Below are 17,764 nucleotides of genomic sequence, written 5' to 3'. Positions count from 1 at the left end.
ATGGAAAATAAACTAACCGCAATCGACACTCTCGCTGAACTTGAAAGCTTTTTACTGCAAGTGGAAAACGGCGGCTTAGGTTTAACTGGCGTAGCAGGCGTCGGCATGGCAACTAATAATGCCGACGGCAGCCGTTTTGTCGCGGTGTTTGATGACAAGCAACAACTTTTATTAGCCCGTGAAATTACCGAAGAGATTTTTCAAAGCGGCCAAGACATGGTGCGCAACGGCGTAGGGCGTAAGCATTAATACCTCTAGGGTCTGTTGACCTTTCAAGGTTAAATTTGCAGCAGTCTGTTTGGTATTTAGGCAAGGCAGCGCCTATGTGGTGTGGTTATTCCCCATAAATAGGCGATAACGCAGCATCAATGCCAAACAGGCGCTGCCCGAAGGGTTCTGCCTAGGGGCGATTTACTCTTTGTTACTCGGTTTTGACTTAGCCCACTAGGTTACAAACCTCGCGCCGCGATTAAACCGCCCCTAGTTTGAACAGATTTTAATCCGAAAAGGTCAACAGACCCTAATCTAAAAAGCGCCAAATGGCGCTTTTTTTGTGAGTTTGAATGTTTTTAACCAGTTGTTAAATTTAAAATAAATTTACTCAAATGCCACGCTATGTAATGGTTTTACTATGTAAAAGCGAATAATCACCAAAGTGAAATTATGACTATTCAACAGTTAACAGAGGTTAGTTAGTATGGACTTTATTGCTATCGCACTTTTCTTTTTAGTTCTTCTAATAGCCTTCTCTATTGTTTGGGGTACGCTAAAAACGGGAATTTCACCGATGATGAGTTCAAGTAAAGCGCGCCAAGCTATGCTTGCTGAAATAAACATGGATGAAAAGGGCGCATTAATTGATTTAGGTTCAGGGTGGGGAACGCTCGTTATAGCGGTTGCCAAAAAACACCCTAAGAACCAGATTATTGGCTATGAGTTATCTTGGTTTCCTTGGATGATTTCAATTCTTTTTAAATATAGTTTGGGTTTAGATAACCTTACTCTCTATCGAAAAGACTTTAAAAGTGCCGATCTCAGTGCTGCGTCTACTTTGGTATGTTACTTGTTTCCAGGTGGTATGCTAGCGCTTGAAGATAAGTTAAAACATGAATTGTTTAAAAACATCACTATTGTGAGTAACACTTTTGCTTTGCCTTCATATAAACCAACTAACGTGATCAAACTTAAAGATTTTTACCAAACACCTATTTATGTGTACCACTGGCAACCTCAATAGCGGTATTTAATTAGAACCAGCAAATTTTATGGTTAAATTAGCAAAAAGGTTTTTTAAAACGATCAAAATAAAGAGCGTAATGATGAGCGCAAGCTGAAGTGATTTGCTATTTTACTGGGATAATAAATGCGAACATAGAGAGATATTGTTTAGTGTTAGTGCTTAGCTGATGTCATATTTTTTATCCATAAGTTCATGTTATCTGCAGACATTGGTTTGGCAATATAATAGCCTTGTCCATGATAGCAACCCATGCCAATAAGCACTTTTTCGAGCTCTTGTGACTCTATCCCCTCTGCTACTAGGTTATACCCAAATGCTTTACTTAGCGCCACGATACAGGTAACGATAGACTTGTCTTCCTGGTCTGATAGGAGTTTTTTAACAAAGCTTTGGTCTATTTTTAGTGTATCTAAAGGTAATTTTTTTAAATAACTCAAAGAAGCGTAACCTGTGCCAAAGTCGTCTAAAGCAATACTCACCCCTAAATTTCGACAGCCATTGAGCACGTCGACTGCTTGGTCAACATTTCCAATTGTGGTGCTCTCTAAAATTTCCAACTCGAGTGTTTTTGGCTTTATATTATTGGTGCTGATGAGTAACTCTCTGAGGTTTTCAACAAAGCCTTCACTAAGTAAATGGGCTGGCGAGATATTTACACTCATACAAAGGTGATTTCTTGTCCAAATTTTATGTTGTTTTAGGGCTTCAGCGAGTACCCATTCGCCAATCAATATCCCAATGTGTGGGTGCTCTAATACCTCTGAAAAGTGACCTGGGTAAAGTAAACCCAAAGTAGGGTGATTCCAGCGTATTAGGGCTTCAACGCCAATCAACTGGTGATCCATCAAATTGACCTTTGGTTGATAATGTAAAATAAATTCTTTACGGGCAATGCCTTTCTCGGCAGCCAATAATAAATCATGTTTAGCATGCCTTAGACTTTCTTCTTCCGGATCAAAAAACAGAATTCGGTTTGTCCCAGACCTTTTAGCTTGGTACATGGTTTGGTCGGCTCGGCGTAAAACGTCATCGCAGCTTAAGCCATCATTATTAGGAAGCGCAACGCCAACACTAGCTGAAATTTGAACAGAGCACGAAAACTCTGCTAATTTTATCGGATCGTTTACCTCAATCAGCACCTCTTGTAACAGAATCTCATATTCTTGTATCGTGTGCGCAGCCCCCCTTAATAAAAAGATAAACTCATCTCCGCCGATACGCGCGAGTGTATCTTCTTTACGTAATGTACTTTGCAGCCTCTGGGCAATGGTTTTTAACACGAAATCACCGGTTTCATGACCGTATTTGTCATTAATGGGTTTAAAGTTATCTAAATCTAAATAGGCAACGGCGAGCTTTTGCTCAGATTTAATGGCCTGTTGAAGTTGATCAATTAAAATAGGGCGGCTTGCTAAGCCTGTTAGGCTATCGTAGTGTGCCATGTTATGAAGTTTTTTTTCTAAGCTTGCGCGTTGAATGGAGCTAGATATAGAGTGTATTAATTGAGCGCTTTTTAATTGGTTTTTAAGTAAATAATCGCTTGCTCCTAGCCGCATAGCTTCTGCTGCTATTTTTTCATCTCCCAAGCCTGTGACCATAATCACAGCACAATGGTTATTAACAGACTTTCTAATATTATCTAGCAAGGTAAGCCCCGAGCCGATACCTAATCGGTAATCAACTATGACACAATCAAACTCCCCATGCTCAAGATAAGACATCGAGCTTTCAATAGAGGATGCCTCTGAAATTTTCGCCTGTATATTAGAGCGAGATATCATACGGCGTATTTGCTCTCTATCAACCGCATCGTCATCAACAATGAGTAGGTTAATACTGTCGCAGGTTTCAAAGTGATCTATTGAAGTTATCATATCCATATCTCTTGCTAAGATGGCTTATTCAAGCTCAACGGCATGTATATAAGCATCCATAAGTGTCGCTAATTTGGCAAACTGCGGGCCAATTGCATGTTTAACCATATAACCTGCTACGTTGTTATGGTACGCGCGAGTGCGATCGTTATCCTCATTTGAGGTTGTTAGGATAAATACAACGGTATTGTTTAATTTTTTATCTTTACGAATATGTTCTAAAAATTCAAAGCCATTCATCACTGGCATATTCAGGTCTAGCAATACTAAGTAAGGCTCTGATATTTCTTTTTGTTGCGCTTTTTCTCGTAACGCATCTAGTGCCAGCTTTCCGTTTTGTTTCCAAATTATTTTAATTTTAGGATCAACTTTTCTTAAGCTTCTTGTTACGGCTTCTGCGGCAACATCGTCATCCTCAACAAGCAGTATAGACAGATTTTTGATCATAAATTTTCTTTCCTTGCAAAGCGCGGCCACCACACATGAAATGTAGAGCCTTTTTGCGGCTCATTTGAACTAACAGAAATACGCCCACCATGAGTTTGTGCGAGGCGCCGACTAATAGACAGCCCAATACCTGAACCCGACTTATCATCTGAGGTTGTTTGAAATAAACTAAAAATACGCTCGTAAGCCTCTGCTGGTATACCGGGGCCATCATCAGTAACCGTTATATGGCAAAGCGTATTTTCTGCTACACAACGAATCTCTATAGTTCCCTCTTTACTGTCATGGTGTTTAATGGCATTACTTAGCAAATTACGAACAACGGTTTCAAGCGGCGTCCATGCAGTGACAATGGTATTTAATTGAATGTCTTTATGAAGCTTCATTCCAGCCGGTAAATCTAACAGTTCGGTAACGTTAGAAATTAATTTATGCATATCGATTACTTGAGTATCTGGGGTAGCTTTGCCAGCTCTTGCATAGGCCAATAAATTATCAATTAACGTCTCCATTTTATGAATACGGTCATCAATACGTGTTAAGTTATATTCCACTTCAGCTGTAGTAGTGCCTAAATCTTCTTTTATCCATTCAATTAAGTTTGAAATGCCCCGCAATGGAGAGCGTAAATCATGAGAAGCCACATAGGTAAACTCTTTCAGGCTAGTGTTATTTTCTTTTAGCTCAGTTTCCATTCGTTTTCGTTCTGTTATATCTAATAACGACACAAACACCATATCTTCGTCATTGGTATTTATAAAAGGGCTCAAGCCTACTTCAACTGGGAATTCTTTTCCGTCTTTGTGTAAGGCGGTTAAATCTCTGCCTGCTCCCATACTTCTGACACTGGGCTCACGGTGAAATGAATGACGAAGGGCAGAGTGATGCCCTTGGTAGCGCTGCGGTAATAACATTTCCATTTTTTTATCGAGTAGTTCTATTTCACTGTAACCAAAAGATTTACATAACGATTGATTTACCGCTTGTATAATGCCCGCTTGGTCAACTATTAACACACCATGTGGTGCAGCCTGAATAGAGCGTTGAAACATATTATTTGCGCGCAGCCTTTGCGATATATCTACTAATGTGGCTAAAACTAACTCTTGTTGTCCGTGTATTGGGTTTAAACCTATTTCAATTGGGATTTGCTTACCATTTTTTTGACTCGCAAATAACTCACGGCCTTCACCCATTAATCGTTTTCGAGGGTTAGCAAAAAACTGACTCATCAAATGGGTATGGTTCGCTTTAAATTGCGCCGGAAGTAAACTATCTATGTTCATTCCTATGAGTTCTGAATCCTCATAGCCCAGTATTTCAGATAGTTGACTATTGGCAAAAAGGATCTGAGCATCAGTATTAACTATCATTGCCCCCATGGGTAAACAATTAACTAGCTGAGTTAAAAACGTCTCATCCATATTTATATTTGAACTTAGTGAGTTAGATTTTTTATTTACTTTTTTAAGGTCCATCAAGCATCCGGCAAGTAAATTTAGTTCCCATAATATAGTAATAGTCGAACAAGTAATGAACAGCAAACTTAGAGGAAGAACCTGTTATTTAAATACCCATTTTAATAATTTCTTCTTATATTTTAGCGAGTCGTTATAGGTGAAAAAGACATATTGATTTAGGGTTGGGGTGGGGAATATTAGTTGTAGTGCTTATTAGATATAGCTTTGTTTTAGATAACCCTACACTCTATCGCAAAGGATTCAAAAATGCTGATTTTAGTACGGCTACTATTTGTGTTAACTATTTATTGGCGCTCGGCATGTCTTGAAAACAAACTAATGTATAGAAAAGGCCAAATCTTGACTTCAGACATCATACTTATTGAATGCCTGCCCACAGCTGCATATCAATAAACTCAAGCCAATACATCAAAAAGTAAAAGTAGATACGTGCTTCTTTATTATTTGAAAAGTATTTAAGTGAGGCGTCACATAATCTCAATACCTCTGAAATCAAAAAAGCAGAAAAACAGTCAATAAATTGGTTGGTGCGATAAATGTGCGATATTTTTTATTATTAAATTAGGTAGTACGACAGGAAAATAGTTTTAACTAGAGAAAATAGAATTTAAAGAGGGATTAATGGTCGGTATGGAGAGATTCGAACTCTCGACCCCTGCCACCCCATGACAGTGCGCTACCAAGCTGCGCCACATACCGACTTCGATAGCAATAGTACGTGTATTTATAAAAAAATCAATAAGCTTTTGTTTGTTTGGATGTTTATTGCGCAAGCGTGTGATTTTAAGCGCTTGCGCAGAGTGTTTTACACGGCCTGAGTCTTTATTTAACCACTGGTTGATCGTGTTATACATTTCATCTCGTAGTATTGGTTGGGCAGTTTTGTTAGGGTGTAAGTTATCGTTTTGCATTAGCTCGCTTTTTCCTGCTACTTTAAGCACAAAAAACGGCATTAAATGCGAGTCGGTAGCTTCACTAACACTGGCAAAACTATCGGTAAACATTTTACTGTAACGCGGGCCATAGTTAGGTGGAATATATATTTCCATAAGTGCGGTTTGCGCATCTGCAGCTTGGCTTTTTTCAATTAAAGCCGTTAAGTTAGCCTGCATTTTAGTGATAGGAAAACCGCGTAGGCCATCATTAGCACCGAGCTCAATAAGTACGTGAGTGGGTTGATATTGTTCAAGTAGCGCGTCTAATCGGCGCAATGCACCGCCGGTGGTTTCGCCGCTAATACTGGCATTAACTAAGTTGATAGGGCGTTGCTTGGCATCGTATTTATCTTGTAACAATTGCACCCAGCCTTGTTCTTGTTTTAAGCCATAGGCTGCGCTTAAACTATCACCAAGTATTAAAATCGTGTTGTTAGCTGCCGCGTGTAGTGGGTTAATAACTAAAAATAAAATGAATACACAACGTAGGATTGAATGAGTCATATGTCAGCGCTTTCTCAATTAAATATAATTCAAGTAAATGGTCTATCTAAAGTGGTTTCCACCTTTGAAGGTGAGTTGTCCATCCTCAGCGACATCAGCTTTAATGTCAAGCATGGCGAGTCTGTTGCCGTAGTAGGCACCTCTGGTTCCGGTAAGTCTACATTATTGAGCTTGCTAGCAGGGCTTGATACCGCCAGCAGTGGCGAGGTAATGTTAGATGGTGAGCCTTTGCACAAGTTAGATGAAGAAGCGCGAGCAGCACTGAGAGCCGCTAAAGTTGGCTTTGTGTTTCAGTCTTTTATGTTGGTGCAAAGTTTAACCGCACTTGAAAATGTGATGCTACCCGCTGAGCTTGCTGGCGAATACGACGCTAAAGAGCAAGCGCTCGCGCTACTTGAAAAGGTTGGCTTGAGCCATCGTATTGATCATTACCCGTCGCAGTTATCTGGTGGTGAGCAACAACGAGTTGCGATTGCTCGTGCATTTGTGGGTTCACCTAAAATACTGTTTGCCGACGAGCCATCAGCTAACCTAGATAGCAAAAATGGCCACATGATAGAGGCGTTATTATTTGATTTAAATAAGCAAAATGGTACTACGCTTATTTTAGTTACCCACGATGAAGCACTGGCGCAAAAGTGTGAACGTATTATTCAGATTGAAGCCGGTGAGCTGGTACACAATTCAACTGAGGAAATGGCAAATGTGGGCTAAATTAGCACTTAAACTATTTTCTCGAGAGTTTCGCCGTGGTGAACTAACCGTTATAAGCGCAGCCATTGCTTTAGCGGTATTAACCGTGCTTACTTTATCTATGGTAACCGAGCGAATCGCAGAAAGTATTGCGCAAAAAAGTAGTGCCTTTATTGCAGCCGATAGGGTGTTGGCCAGTAACCATGCCATAGATACCGCTTATATTACTCAAGCTAAACAGCAAAACCTCAAAACAGCGCAAATGGTGTATTTTGATACAATGCTGTTTGCAAACGATGAAATGCAATTTAGCTCAGTAAAAGCTGCGTCAAACAGTTACCCGCTTAAAGGCCAGTTAAAGGTTAAGTCGGGCTTAAACGCAGAAACAGAAGTTGCCCTAGGGGCACCAACCCCCGGTAACGTGTGGTTAAGTGAATCGGTTTTTTATAGTTTAAATATAAACGTAGGCGACCAAGTTGAGCTGGGTGCTGCGTTATTCAATGTGGAAAAGGTGATTGTTGAAGAACCCGATGCGCCGTTTAATGTGTTCTCTAGTAGCCGCAGGGTACTTATTAATATTGACGACGTACCAAAAACTGAAGTAATACAGCCTGGTAGCCGTGTATTTTACCGCCAGTTGTATGCAGGTGATGAAAGCGACATAAATAGTTTTTACGATTGGCTAAAACCGCAACTTAAAGAAAACCAAAATTGGTATGGTGTTAAAGACCGCCAATCGCCTATTTCAAATAGCTTAAATAGAGCTGAAAGCTTTTTGTTATTAGCCGGTTTGCTAGGGATTATTTTAGCCGCGGTTGCTATTGCAGTATCGGCTAAGCGCTATTGTGAGCGTCAATACGACCCAGTCGCAATGATGAAAACTTTAGGTGGCAGTCGCGATATGATCCGTAAAATTTACCTTATGCACTTATTAATGGTATGTACCATGGCGGTGGTTGTTGGCCTAGCTATTGGCTATGGTTTGCAAGAGATGGCCACCGGTTATTTAGCTAAAAGTATGGGTACCGAACTGCCCATGGCTGGTTTTAAGCCTTGGCTGGTGGCGATTAGTACAGGGGTTATTTGTGCGGTTATGTTCTCTATTAAGCCACTTTTAGATTTATTTGATATCCCACCGCTCAGAGTACTTCGCCGTAACTTAGGTGATCGCCTTGCGGTAAGTAAAATTCATTTAGGGCTAAGTGCACTCACCGTGTTTTTATTAATGTGGTTATTTAGTAATAACATAAAAATTACGCTTATTTTGTTTGTCTCAACGCTTGCGCTTATTTTGGTGTTATTTTTAATCTCTAAGTTAATATTTGGCGGTGGCCGCAAGCTTGGCTTAAAGCCGGGTAACAGCTGGTCGTTGGCTATTGCGTCTATTCAAAAGCGCGCCAATGTTAATGCAGTGCAGTTAATTAGCTTTTCGTTAGCGATTAAATTACTGTTATTTTTAATTGTGCTTAAAAACGATATTATTTCTGATTGGCAGTCACAATTACCAAGTGATGCACCTAATGCTTTTTTAGTGAATATTACGCAAAATGAACTGGACCCAGTTAATGAATATTTAGCACAAAAAGGCATTCAGGTGTCGGAGTTTTACCCGACTATTCGTGGTCGTGTAAATGCCGTCAACGGTGAAGCGGTTGCGCGTGAAGTGTCACTGCAAGACAACGAGAAAAAAGACGAAGAAGCCCGCTCAGGCATTGGCCGCGAGCTCAATTTAACCTGGCTTGACGAAGTCCCTTCGCAAAATGACATTATCGATGGCAAGTGGTTTGGCGATGACGCCGTTGCCGAGGCCTCACTGGAAGAGTCAATGATGCAGCGCCTCGATGTTAAATTAGGCGATACGCTTACATTTTTAATCGGTGCGCAGTCGTTCGACGCTAAAATTACCAGTGTACGTAAAGTAAATTGGGCTACCCTCAAGCCTAACTTTTTTATTATTTTAAGCCCAGATGTACTTAGCGACTTTCCGGCAACCTATATTTCATCGGTACGCATTGAGCCTGAGCAAAAGCGCGACTTTAGCCAGTTATTACGTTCATACCCCACTATTACAGCAATAGATGTAGATAATTTTGTTAAGCAAATACAGTCGACTATTGAGCAAGTGTCGTTAGCCATTGGTTTTGTATTGGCTATTGTGGTGTTATGTGGTGCGTTGGTACTAATATCGCAGGTGCAAGCAAGCTTAGGTGAGCGCATGCAAGAAATAGTAATATTGCGTACATTAGGCGCTAAAAGTCGATTAATAAAAAATGCTACTTTGTATGAGTTTTTATTGCTTGGCGGTTTAGCCGGACTGGTAGCTGCATTTTTCAGTGACATTGCACTGTTAATAGTGCAGCAGCAAATGTTTGATTTGGCGGGTAAGCTGCATCCAAATATTTGGATTATTGGCCCCGTTGCTGGTGGCGTGTTTGTAGCAGGTTTAGGTTATTTTATGATTGCCCGTACGCTCAAACAAAACACCCAAGGCTTAGTGCGCGCATTGGCGTAAACTTTTTGGCCAAATAGAGTTTAAATGCCTACTTTTTAAGTAGGCATTTTTGTTTTGGCTTGGTACTGGTAATTTATACAGTGCTCTGGCATTATTAGCATTATTAATAAATAACAATAATGAGAATGCTGTTTGGCCATTATTTTAGGGATCGATCCGGGCTCGCGTTTAACGGGTTACGGTGTGGTTGCGCACCAAGGTGCTAAGTTTACTTACTTAGGCAGTGGCTGTATTAAATTAGCCGATCACGACTTTCCCACCCGACTTAAAATGATCTACCAAGGTATTACGCAGCTTATAGAGCAGTTTTCGCCTGAAACCTTTGCTATAGAAAAAGTATTTATGGCGCATAACCCTGATTCTGCTTTAAAACTTGGTCAAGCTCGTGGTGCTGCCATTGTCGGTGCCTCTATGGCCGACTTACCAGTGTTTGAATACTCAGCACGGCAAATAAAGCAAGCTGTAGTGGGTAACGGTGGTGCCGATAAATCGCAAGTACAACATATGGTTAAAAATATACTTAAACTGCCGGGTACGCCACAAGCCGATGCAGCAGATGCACTCGCGATTGCGATTTGCCATGCTCACTCTGAACAAAATTTAATAAAACTAGCGGGTAGCGCAAGCAAAACCGTTAGAGGACGTCTAAGGAAATAACAATGATAGGTCGCTTAAACGGCGTGTTAGTTGAAAAACAGCCCCCAGAAATATTATTAGAAGTGAGTGGTGTTGGCTACGAAGTACAGATGCCAATGACCTGTTTTTATGATTTACCCAAAGTCGGCGACAACGCCATTGTGTACACTCACTTTGTAGTACGCGAAGACGCACAGTTATTGTTTGGCTTTAATAATAAAACCGAACGAGCCTTATTTAGAGAGCTGTTAAAAGCCAATGGCGTAGGGCCAAAATTGGGTTTAGCTATTTTGTCTGGTATGTCGGCGCAGCAGTTTGTAAGTTGCGTAAATAATGAAGATGCTACCGCTTTGGTTAAATTGCCAGGTGTGGGTAAAAAAACCGCAGAGCGTTTAGTGCTCGAAATGAAAGACCGATTAAAAAATTGGGGCAACGATTTATTTACCCCGTTTAGCGATAGCGCCGTAATAGAGCCTGCGAGCGATGCAACTATAGCCAATAATGCGGCCGATGATGCGGTTTCGGCGTTAGTGGCGCTCGGTTATAAATTGCCACAAGCGCAAAAAGCAGTAAAATCAGTAAGCAAACCCGATATGTCGACTGAGGTTCTAATTAAAGAATCTTTGAAATCAATGCTGTGAGTAAATTATGATCGAAGCTGATCGCTTAATAGATGCTGCTGAAAAAACCAATGAAGACACCATAGACCGTGCTATTAGGCCTAAGTTACTGGCTGACTACCGTGGTCAGCCGCATGTTAAGCAACAAATGGAAATATTTATTGAAGCTGCGCGAAGCCGCAGCGAAGCGTTGGATCATTTATTAATATTTGGTCCGCCAGGCTTAGGTAAAACCACACTTGCTAATATTGTAGCCAATGAGCTAAATGTAAATATTAAAACCACCTCGGGCCCTGTGCTTGAAAAAGCCGGCGATTTGGCGGCATTGCTTACTAACCTTGAAGAGGGTGATGTACTATTTATTGATGAAATACATCGCTTAAGCCCGCAAGTAGAAGAAATACTCTACCCTGCAATGGAAGATTACCAGCTCGATATAATGATAGGTGAAGGGCCAGCAGCACGCTCTATTAAGCTTGATTTACCTGCATTTACTTTAATTGGCGCAACTACCCGTGCGGGGTCATTAACCTCACCACTGCGTGACCGCTTTGGTATTGTACAGCGTTTAGAGTTTTATTCTGTGGAAGACTTATCGCATATTGTGGGGCGCTCAGCGCATTACCTTGATTTAGTAATGTGTGACGATGGCGCCGCCGAAATAGCCAAGCGCTCTCGTGGCACGCCGCGTATTGCAAACCGTTTATTGCGCCGTGTGCGCGATTACACCCAAGTTAAATCAGATGGTACGGTTAATGCTGAGGTTGCTCAACAAGCCCTCGATATGATTGATGTTGATAAAAGTGGTTTTGATTACATGGACCGCAAATATTTACTCGCCATTATTGAAAAATTTATGGGTGGCCCCGTTGGCCTCGACAACTTAGCCGCTGCCATAGGCGAAGAAAAAGAAACCATAGAAGATGTGATTGAGCCGTTTTTAATTCAACAAGGCTTTATTCAGCGCACGCCACGCGGACGAATTGTGTCGGATAATGCGTACCATCATTTTGGTTTGTTACCTAAAAAAGATTAAAGATTAATTAGGTTCTTTCTAAAGCCACTGTCATTTTATCGACAGTGGCTTTTTAGTATGGGCAAAGGTTAAATTGAGACGTATTTTACTTTGCCAATAATTCACTGAGCGTTAAGACATATCAGGCTATTGTTCGCCTGCTGTGACAGTGTTTAGGCCGAATTTAGATGGTTTGCTAAATTGCAGGCAAAAAAAAGCCCGCAAAAAATGCGGGCAAACAACAAGTTTAAGGAAGTAATCTAGGGAACTACGTTTTACTTGTTGAGGTCATACCCCAAGAAGTAAAAAAGTAATACGAAATAAATCATATTACGAGGAACTGGATTCAATGAAATAGCTTTCATTTAATGCGCTAGCTCGGTATGGGAGAATAATACCGAAGCGACACAATTTGTTCAAACTAGAAAATTTATATTTTCAGATAAAAAAAACTAATAGCAGGGGTTTTTTGTTTTAGCTTATTGTTGCATGTTAATTAATCATTAATTCTATAAGTTAATGAAATGCTTTGTTTATGTATATTAACATATTAACGTTCGGTATTAGTTTTACTATTACGTTAAGGTAAGGATGTGGTAATTATGAGTGCTTATGCATTAATTTTGAATAAACAGCGTGTTTTTGTAACTCTTTAGTGAATCTAAGCGCGCTAATATACAGCCTTGTTGTTATTTATTTATACAGTAGAACAAGAGTTAAATAGTAAATATTGAGTAAAGCTGTTTTTTTAACGTTTTTTGTTGTCTATTCACAGCAATATCGTTGTCAGCAGGAAATACACTAGATACACTAGCTAAACTTTAATGGTGGCGAATGTATTGCTAAGTTACCTTACTCAAATAAATCAATTTGATGTTTTTAATTATTTAGGAGTTTAACGTGGGATCAGGGCTTAATTTTTTAGATCTAATTCTAGAAGCCAGTTTGCTTGTGCAATTAGTAATGCTAGCGTTGGTTGCTATGTCGGTTATGTCGTGGGCTATTATTTTTCAACGTAAAAAAGCCATCTCTGACGCCTTAGCAAATGCCAAAAAATTTGAGCAACGTTTTTGGTCTGGTGTTGACCTGAGTAAGTTATATAACGAAATTTCATCACGCGGTGGCCAATCAGCTGGCATTGAAGCGTTATTCACTTCAGGCTTTAAAGAGTTTGCACGTCATAAAAAAAATACCTTTCAAAGTGCGGGCATTGTAATGGAAGGCACACACCGTTCGATGCGGGTTGCGCTTTCTCGTGAAATAGAAAAACTAGAATCAAGCTTATCGTTTTTAGCAACAGTGGGTTCAATTAGCCCATACATCGGCTTATTTGGTACGGTGTGGGGTATTATGAATGCCTTTATTGCTCTAGGTGAAGTAAAGCAAGCAACCTTACAAATGGTTGCACCCGGTATCGCAGAGGCACTAATTGCTACAGCAATGGGTTTATTTGCGGCAATTCCAGCTGTTATTGCTTACAACCGATTTGCTAATAAAGTTGAAAAGTTAGAATCTCACTACATTAACTTTATGGAAGAATTTGCCAATATCTTACACCGTCAAGCAGCTACCCAAATAGAGGCTCAAGCGAATGTACCAGCGTAAAAAGCGTCGCCCAGTCGCAGAAATTAATGTAGTACCATACATTGATGTAATGTTGGTGCTGCTTATTATATTTATGGCCACTGCGCCGTTAATTACTCATGGTGTAAAAGTCGACCTACCAAAAATGGAAGAGTCGGACTTAGTCGATACCAAGGACACGCCACCCATTATTGCCTCTATTGATGCCGATGGTAAGTATTACGTAAGTGTAGGTACCGATCCTGAAGAGCCAATGGAAGCATTAGATGTAGCTGCAGTAATTAAACTACAACTAATGAAAAACCCGGATGTGCCTGTGATGATAAAAGGCTCGGGTAAAGTGTCGTATCAGGAAGTGTTACTGTTAATGGACTTTTTAAAAAATGCAGGTGTACCGTCGGTCGGGTTAATGACCGAATCCTTTGAGGGGACCAAGTAACTGTATGAGTAGTTCATTAATTAAATCAGTATTGCTGCATTTAGCGTTAGGTGGGTTTTTGTATGCGTCAGCAAACATTCATCCTCCTAAACCTAAAGTAATGGAAGTGACGCTTAATGCGGCTATTCCTGAACCAGAGAAAGCGGTTTCGGCGGTTACGGTTGATCAAAAGCAAGTTGAGCAAAAAATAGCTGAGCTTAAAAAGAAAGAAGATGATAAAAAGCGTGCTGAAGATAAACGCATTCGCGATTTAGAACGCAGAGCAGCCGATGCACGTAAACAGCGTGAAGCTGAAGCAAGGCGCATTAAAAAGCTTGAACAGCAGCGCAGAGCGAAAGAAAAAGAAACCGCAGAAGCGCAAGCACAAGCTAAAAAAGCCCGAGAAATAGAACAGCGCGAGCGAGCAAAAGCTAAGCAAGCCGAAAAGCAAAAGCAAGAAGCTGAAAACGCGGCAAAAGCAGCTGCCGATAAACGCAAAGCGGAAGAAGCGGCACTTAAAAAAGCTGAAGAAGAGCGTAAAAAACGCGCTGAAGAAGCAGAACGTAAACGTCAGCAAGCATTGCAAGAACAAATGCTGCAAGAGCAACTTGCCAAAGAGCAGGCGGCTCGTAATAAAATACGTCAACAGCAAGTAGTCAGTGAAGTTGATAAATTCCGCGCTCTAATTATGGCGCGTATTCAACAAAACTTACTAATTGATGAAAAAATGAAAAACCAGCAATGCCGCATTAATATCCGTCTTGGATTTAATGGGCTAGTAACGCAGGTAAAATCGTTAGGCGGTGATAAGTTAGTGTGTGAGGCTGCATTAAGAGCCGTTCGCATGGCCGACACATTACCGGTATCTAAAGACAAAGACGTATTCGAGCAACTAAAGAATATTAATATAACCATCGCGCCAGAGTTTTAAGGGATGACATGTTTAACAAAATTAAAATAGCCTGTTTAGTTTTAATATTAGGATTTCAAAGTGTGGCACATGCAGCACTTGAAATTGTTATTACTGAAGGTATAGACGGCGCAAGACCGATTGCGATTGTGCCATTTAAATACCAAGGTATTGGTCCTATTCCAGAGCAGCTAAGTGATGTAATTGCTGCCGATTTAATGCGCAGCGGCAAGTTTAAGCCTGTGAGTGTGTCGCAAATGCCGCAACAACCTCACAAAGATGCGGATATTGATTACAGTGCTTGGGTAAATCAAGGTGTAGAGGCTGTATTGGTTGGTGAAGTAGAACAGCAAACCAACGGACGCTATTTAGTGCGATATGAGCTGGTTGATGTTATTCGCGGCCAAATCACTGGCGGTGAAACACAAATGATGAGCAGCGGTAAGCTGATTCAAAGCCAAGATCATATTTTAGAAGCGCGTCAAAGCGTGATTGGTGAAACTGGCTTTCGTCGTTACTCGCACCGCATCAGTGATGTAATTTATGAAAAACTTACCGGTGAAAAAGGCGCGTTTTTAACAAAAATAGCCTATGTTATTGTTCGTGATACTGATGAAAAGCCTTATCAGTTAGTGGTTGCTGACTACGATGGCTTTAATGAACAAGTATTATTGCGCTCAAAAGAGCCATTAATGTCGCCAGTATGGTCACCAGATGGCACAAAATTAGCGTATGTAACATTTGAAAATCGCCAGAGCCAAATATTTATTCAAGACATTTATACCGGTAAACGTGAATTGATCACCAGCTATAAAGGAATTAACGGTGCGCCGCAGTTCTCGCCAGATGGTAAAAAGCTACTGTTGGTGCTGTCAAAAGATAAAACTGGTGCAACTGAGGTTTACTTATTAGACTTACTAACACGTAAAGAGACACGATTAACTCGCCATCGCAGTATAGATACCGAACCTTCGTGGTACCCAAATGGTCAAGATATAGTATTTACGTCGGAAAGGGGTGGTAATGCTCAGATTTATAAGTTAAATTTAAAAACTGGCAGATCTCAAAGATTAACCTTTGACGGTGACATGAACCTAGCGGGTTCTATTTCGCCAGACGGAAAAGAATTAGTGATGGTAAACCGTACTAACGGACAGTATCATCTTGCTAAGAAAGAGTTGGCTACAGGTGCGTTCCAAGTTTTAACCCGAACTCGCCTTGATGAATCGCCGAGCATAGCGCCAAATGGCTCGATGATTATATATAGCACGCTCCATAATAATAAACAGGTACTTGCGCTAGTATCGATGGACGGCCGTTTTAAAGCACGCTTACCTGTGCTTGATGGACAAGTAAAGGCACCGGCTTGGTCGCCATATTTACAGTAATAATTGCTGGTTTACTCAAAATAGGAATCTACTCAATGCAACTTAACAAAATACTTAAAGGCCTGCTAATTGCTGTGCCAGTAATGACACTAGCAGCTTGTAGCTCATCTTCAGATATCGATGAAAATGCAGCTAACCAGTCAAATCAAGCAACTGTTGAACAAACAACTGATACAGTTGAAGTAGCAACAATGACGCCAGAGCAACAAGCTGAAGAGCAACTTCGTCAAAAGTACGAAGCGCTTCGTCAAGAGCAAATCATTTACTTTGGTTTTGACACTGCAACGATTCAAGGTCAATACGGCGAGCTACTTCGTGCACACGCTGAGTTTTTAGTTAAAAACCCTTCAGTTAAAGTATTAATCGAAGGCCACGCAGATGAGCGCGGTACGCCAGAGTACAACATTGCACTGGGTGAGCACCGTGGACAAGCAGTTGAAAAATACCTACAAAGTTTAGGTGTTTCTGAAAGCCAAATTTCAGTAGTTAGCTACGGCGAAGAGAAGCCAATGGTTAAATCTCGCACTGAAGAAGCTTTCGCTAAAAACCGCCGTGCGGTACTAGTTTACTAAGATAAGAGATATTATGAAGCCGAAAATTATTTTGGCAGCCATGATATTGAGCGGGAGCACCCAGTTAATGGCTGCTCCCGCTCCTGTTTCAGAAGCTGCAAGTTCACAGTCGAGCATTGAAAAGCGTTTAGCGACGCTTGAAAAGATGATGCAACAGCGTAACTTCTTACAAGTAGAGTTACAGCAACAGCTTAACTTACTGCAAGATGAAGTGAGTCAAATTCGCGGTGTTACCGAAGAGCAAAGCTATAAACTAGAAAAAGTATTGCAGCGCCAACGCGAGCTTTATCAAGAAATTGAGAACCGTGTTAGCCAAGCGTATGCAAAGCCGACCGCTCCAGCGCCTACAACAGACTACACACAGCCTAGTAATGAGCAGAGCTACAGCAGCGATTTATCTGAAAACGAAGCGTACGAACGTGCTGTTGCGCTTATAATGAAAGATAAACGCTACGACCAAGCTATTCCAGAATTTCAAGCGTTCTTAACAACGTATCCAAATTCAGTGTACACCTCAAACGCACATTATTGGCTGGGGCAACTATTAACGATTAAAAATGACGGTGTAAAAGCAGCCGAGCACTTTAAAGTAGTTGTTAACGAATTTCCAAATTCAAATAAACGCCCAGATGCGATGTTAAAGCTTGGTACACTTTTACAAGAGCAAGGTTTGAAGGCAGAAGCACAAAAAATACTGAATGAGCTTATCAATCAGTACCCAAGTACAACTGCTGCTAAATTAGCCACAGATCGCTTATCAAAATAAATGTTGATGCTTGATTAGACTGCTTTTTGTCATAAGCGGTCTAAAATTGCTCAACTAGACATAAAAACTTAAAAAAAGAGACAATTTCGGTTGCACTCATTTTATAAATAAGTATTATAAGCGCCCGCAGCAAACGAATGGTAACCCCACTCGAAATGCGACAAAAAGA

General features: G+C 40.7%; 16 protein-coding genes, 1 tRNA gene and 1 pseudogene. 13 read left to right on the top strand and 5 right to left on the bottom strand.

What is annotated here, in order from left to right; translation table 11 throughout:
* A complete protein-coding gene (locus tag P20439_RS16240) occupies positions 1 to 249 on the top strand; it encodes a hypothetical protein (protein WP_008114111.1) in 249 nt (82 codons plus the stop codon).
* Between the two features lie 448 nt (positions 250 to 697).
* Positions 698 to 1,237 (top strand): methyltransferase, encoded by a 540-nt coding sequence (locus P20439_RS16235; protein WP_008468426.1) that lies wholly within the window; start codon positions 698 to 700, stop codon positions 1,235 to 1,237.
* A gap of 155 nt (positions 1,238 to 1,392) precedes the next feature.
* On the opposite strand, the gene P20439_RS16230 is transcribed toward P20439_RS16235, so the two are convergent.
* The 5 genes and pseudogenes from P20439_RS16230 to P20439_RS17990 form a co-directional block, all read right to left on the bottom strand.
* Positions 1,393 to 3,114, bottom strand: a complete 1,722-nt coding sequence (locus tag P20439_RS16230; protein ID WP_242376094.1) for a GGDEF domain-containing response regulator — start codon at positions 3,112 to 3,114, stop codon at positions 1,393 to 1,395.
* Between the two features lie 24 nt (positions 3,115 to 3,138).
* Entirely contained in the window at positions 3,139 to 3,561 is a 423-nt protein-coding gene (locus tag P20439_RS16225) for a response regulator (protein ID WP_008468424.1), read from the bottom strand.
* Entirely contained in the window at positions 3,558 to 5,039 is a 1,482-nt protein-coding gene (locus P20439_RS16220; protein ID WP_008468423.1) for a PAS domain-containing sensor histidine kinase, read from the bottom strand. The genes P20439_RS16225 and P20439_RS16220 overlap by 4 nt, the downstream gene beginning before the upstream one ends.
* Positions 5,040 to 5,664: 625 nt before the next feature.
* Positions 5,665 to 5,741: transfer RNA gene (locus P20439_RS16215), tRNA-Pro, on the bottom strand.
* Between the two features lie 119 nt (positions 5,742 to 5,860).
* Positions 5,861 to 6,481: pseudogene (locus P20439_RS17990) on the bottom strand (arylesterase); the annotation flags it as partial.
* Between P20439_RS17990 and P20439_RS16205 the strand changes: the two are divergent.
* The 11 genes from P20439_RS16205 to ybgF all read left to right on the top strand — a co-directional run bounded on the left by P20439_RS16205 (position 6,482) and on the right by ybgF (position 17,595).
* On the top strand, positions 6,482 to 7,195 hold the full coding sequence (locus P20439_RS16205) for an ABC transporter ATP-binding protein (RefSeq protein WP_008468411.1): 714 nt from the start codon (positions 6,482 to 6,484) through the stop codon (positions 7,193 to 7,195).
* Complete coding sequence (locus tag P20439_RS16200; protein ID WP_008468408.1) at positions 7,185 to 9,686, top strand: ABC transporter permease; 2,502 nt, start codon at positions 7,185 to 7,187, stop codon at positions 9,684 to 9,686. The genes P20439_RS16205 and P20439_RS16200 overlap by 11 nt, the downstream gene beginning before the upstream one ends.
* A gap of 132 nt (positions 9,687 to 9,818) precedes the next feature.
* Positions 9,819 to 10,343 (top strand): crossover junction endodeoxyribonuclease RuvC, encoded by a 525-nt coding sequence (ruvC, locus tag P20439_RS16195; RefSeq protein ID WP_008114131.1) that lies wholly within the window; start codon positions 9,819 to 9,821, stop codon positions 10,341 to 10,343.
* Between the two features lie 2 nt (positions 10,344 to 10,345).
* Positions 10,346 to 10,963, top strand: coding sequence for a Holliday junction branch migration protein RuvA (ruvA, locus tag P20439_RS16190; RefSeq protein ID WP_008114133.1), 618 nt, complete (start codon positions 10,346 to 10,348; stop codon positions 10,961 to 10,963).
* Between the two features lie 7 nt (positions 10,964 to 10,970).
* Entirely contained in the window at positions 10,971 to 11,978 is a 1,008-nt protein-coding gene (ruvB, locus tag P20439_RS16185) for a Holliday junction branch migration DNA helicase RuvB (RefSeq protein WP_008468403.1), read from the top strand.
* Positions 11,979 to 12,857: 879 nt separating this feature from the next.
* On the top strand, positions 12,858 to 13,562 hold the full coding sequence (tolQ, locus tag P20439_RS16180) for a protein TolQ (protein ID WP_008114137.1): 705 nt from the start codon (positions 12,858 to 12,860) through the stop codon (positions 13,560 to 13,562).
* Positions 13,549 to 13,980, top strand: a complete 432-nt coding sequence (gene tolR, locus P20439_RS16175) for a protein TolR (protein WP_008114139.1) — start codon at positions 13,549 to 13,551, stop codon at positions 13,978 to 13,980. The genes tolQ and tolR overlap by 14 nt, the downstream gene beginning before the upstream one ends.
* A 4-nt stretch (positions 13,981 to 13,984) precedes the next feature.
* On the top strand, positions 13,985 to 14,890 hold the full coding sequence (gene tolA, locus P20439_RS16170) for a cell envelope integrity protein TolA (RefSeq protein WP_008114140.1): 906 nt from the start codon (positions 13,985 to 13,987) through the stop codon (positions 14,888 to 14,890).
* Positions 14,891 to 14,898: 8 nt separating this feature from the next.
* A complete protein-coding gene (tolB, locus tag P20439_RS16165; RefSeq protein WP_008468400.1) occupies positions 14,899 to 16,257 on the top strand; it encodes a Tol-Pal system beta propeller repeat protein TolB in 1,359 nt (452 codons plus the stop codon).
* 35 nt (positions 16,258 to 16,292) lie between these two features.
* Positions 16,293 to 16,829 (top strand): peptidoglycan-associated lipoprotein Pal, encoded by a 537-nt coding sequence (pal, locus tag P20439_RS16160; RefSeq protein ID WP_008114144.1) that lies wholly within the window; start codon positions 16,293 to 16,295, stop codon positions 16,827 to 16,829.
* Positions 16,830 to 16,842: 13 nt separating this feature from the next.
* Positions 16,843 to 17,595 (top strand): tol-pal system protein YbgF, encoded by a 753-nt coding sequence (gene ybgF, locus P20439_RS16155; RefSeq protein ID WP_036934501.1) that lies wholly within the window; start codon positions 16,843 to 16,845, stop codon positions 17,593 to 17,595.
* The last annotated feature ends 169 nt before the right edge of the window (positions 17,596 to 17,764 follow it).

Source organism: Pseudoalteromonas sp. BSi20439 (assembly GCF_000241165.1).
Lineage (GTDB): Bacteria > Pseudomonadota > Gammaproteobacteria > Enterobacterales > Alteromonadaceae > Pseudoalteromonas.
The sequence above is the reverse complement of the archived record's forward strand: the minus strand, read 5'-3'. Positions and strand labels throughout refer to the sequence as shown.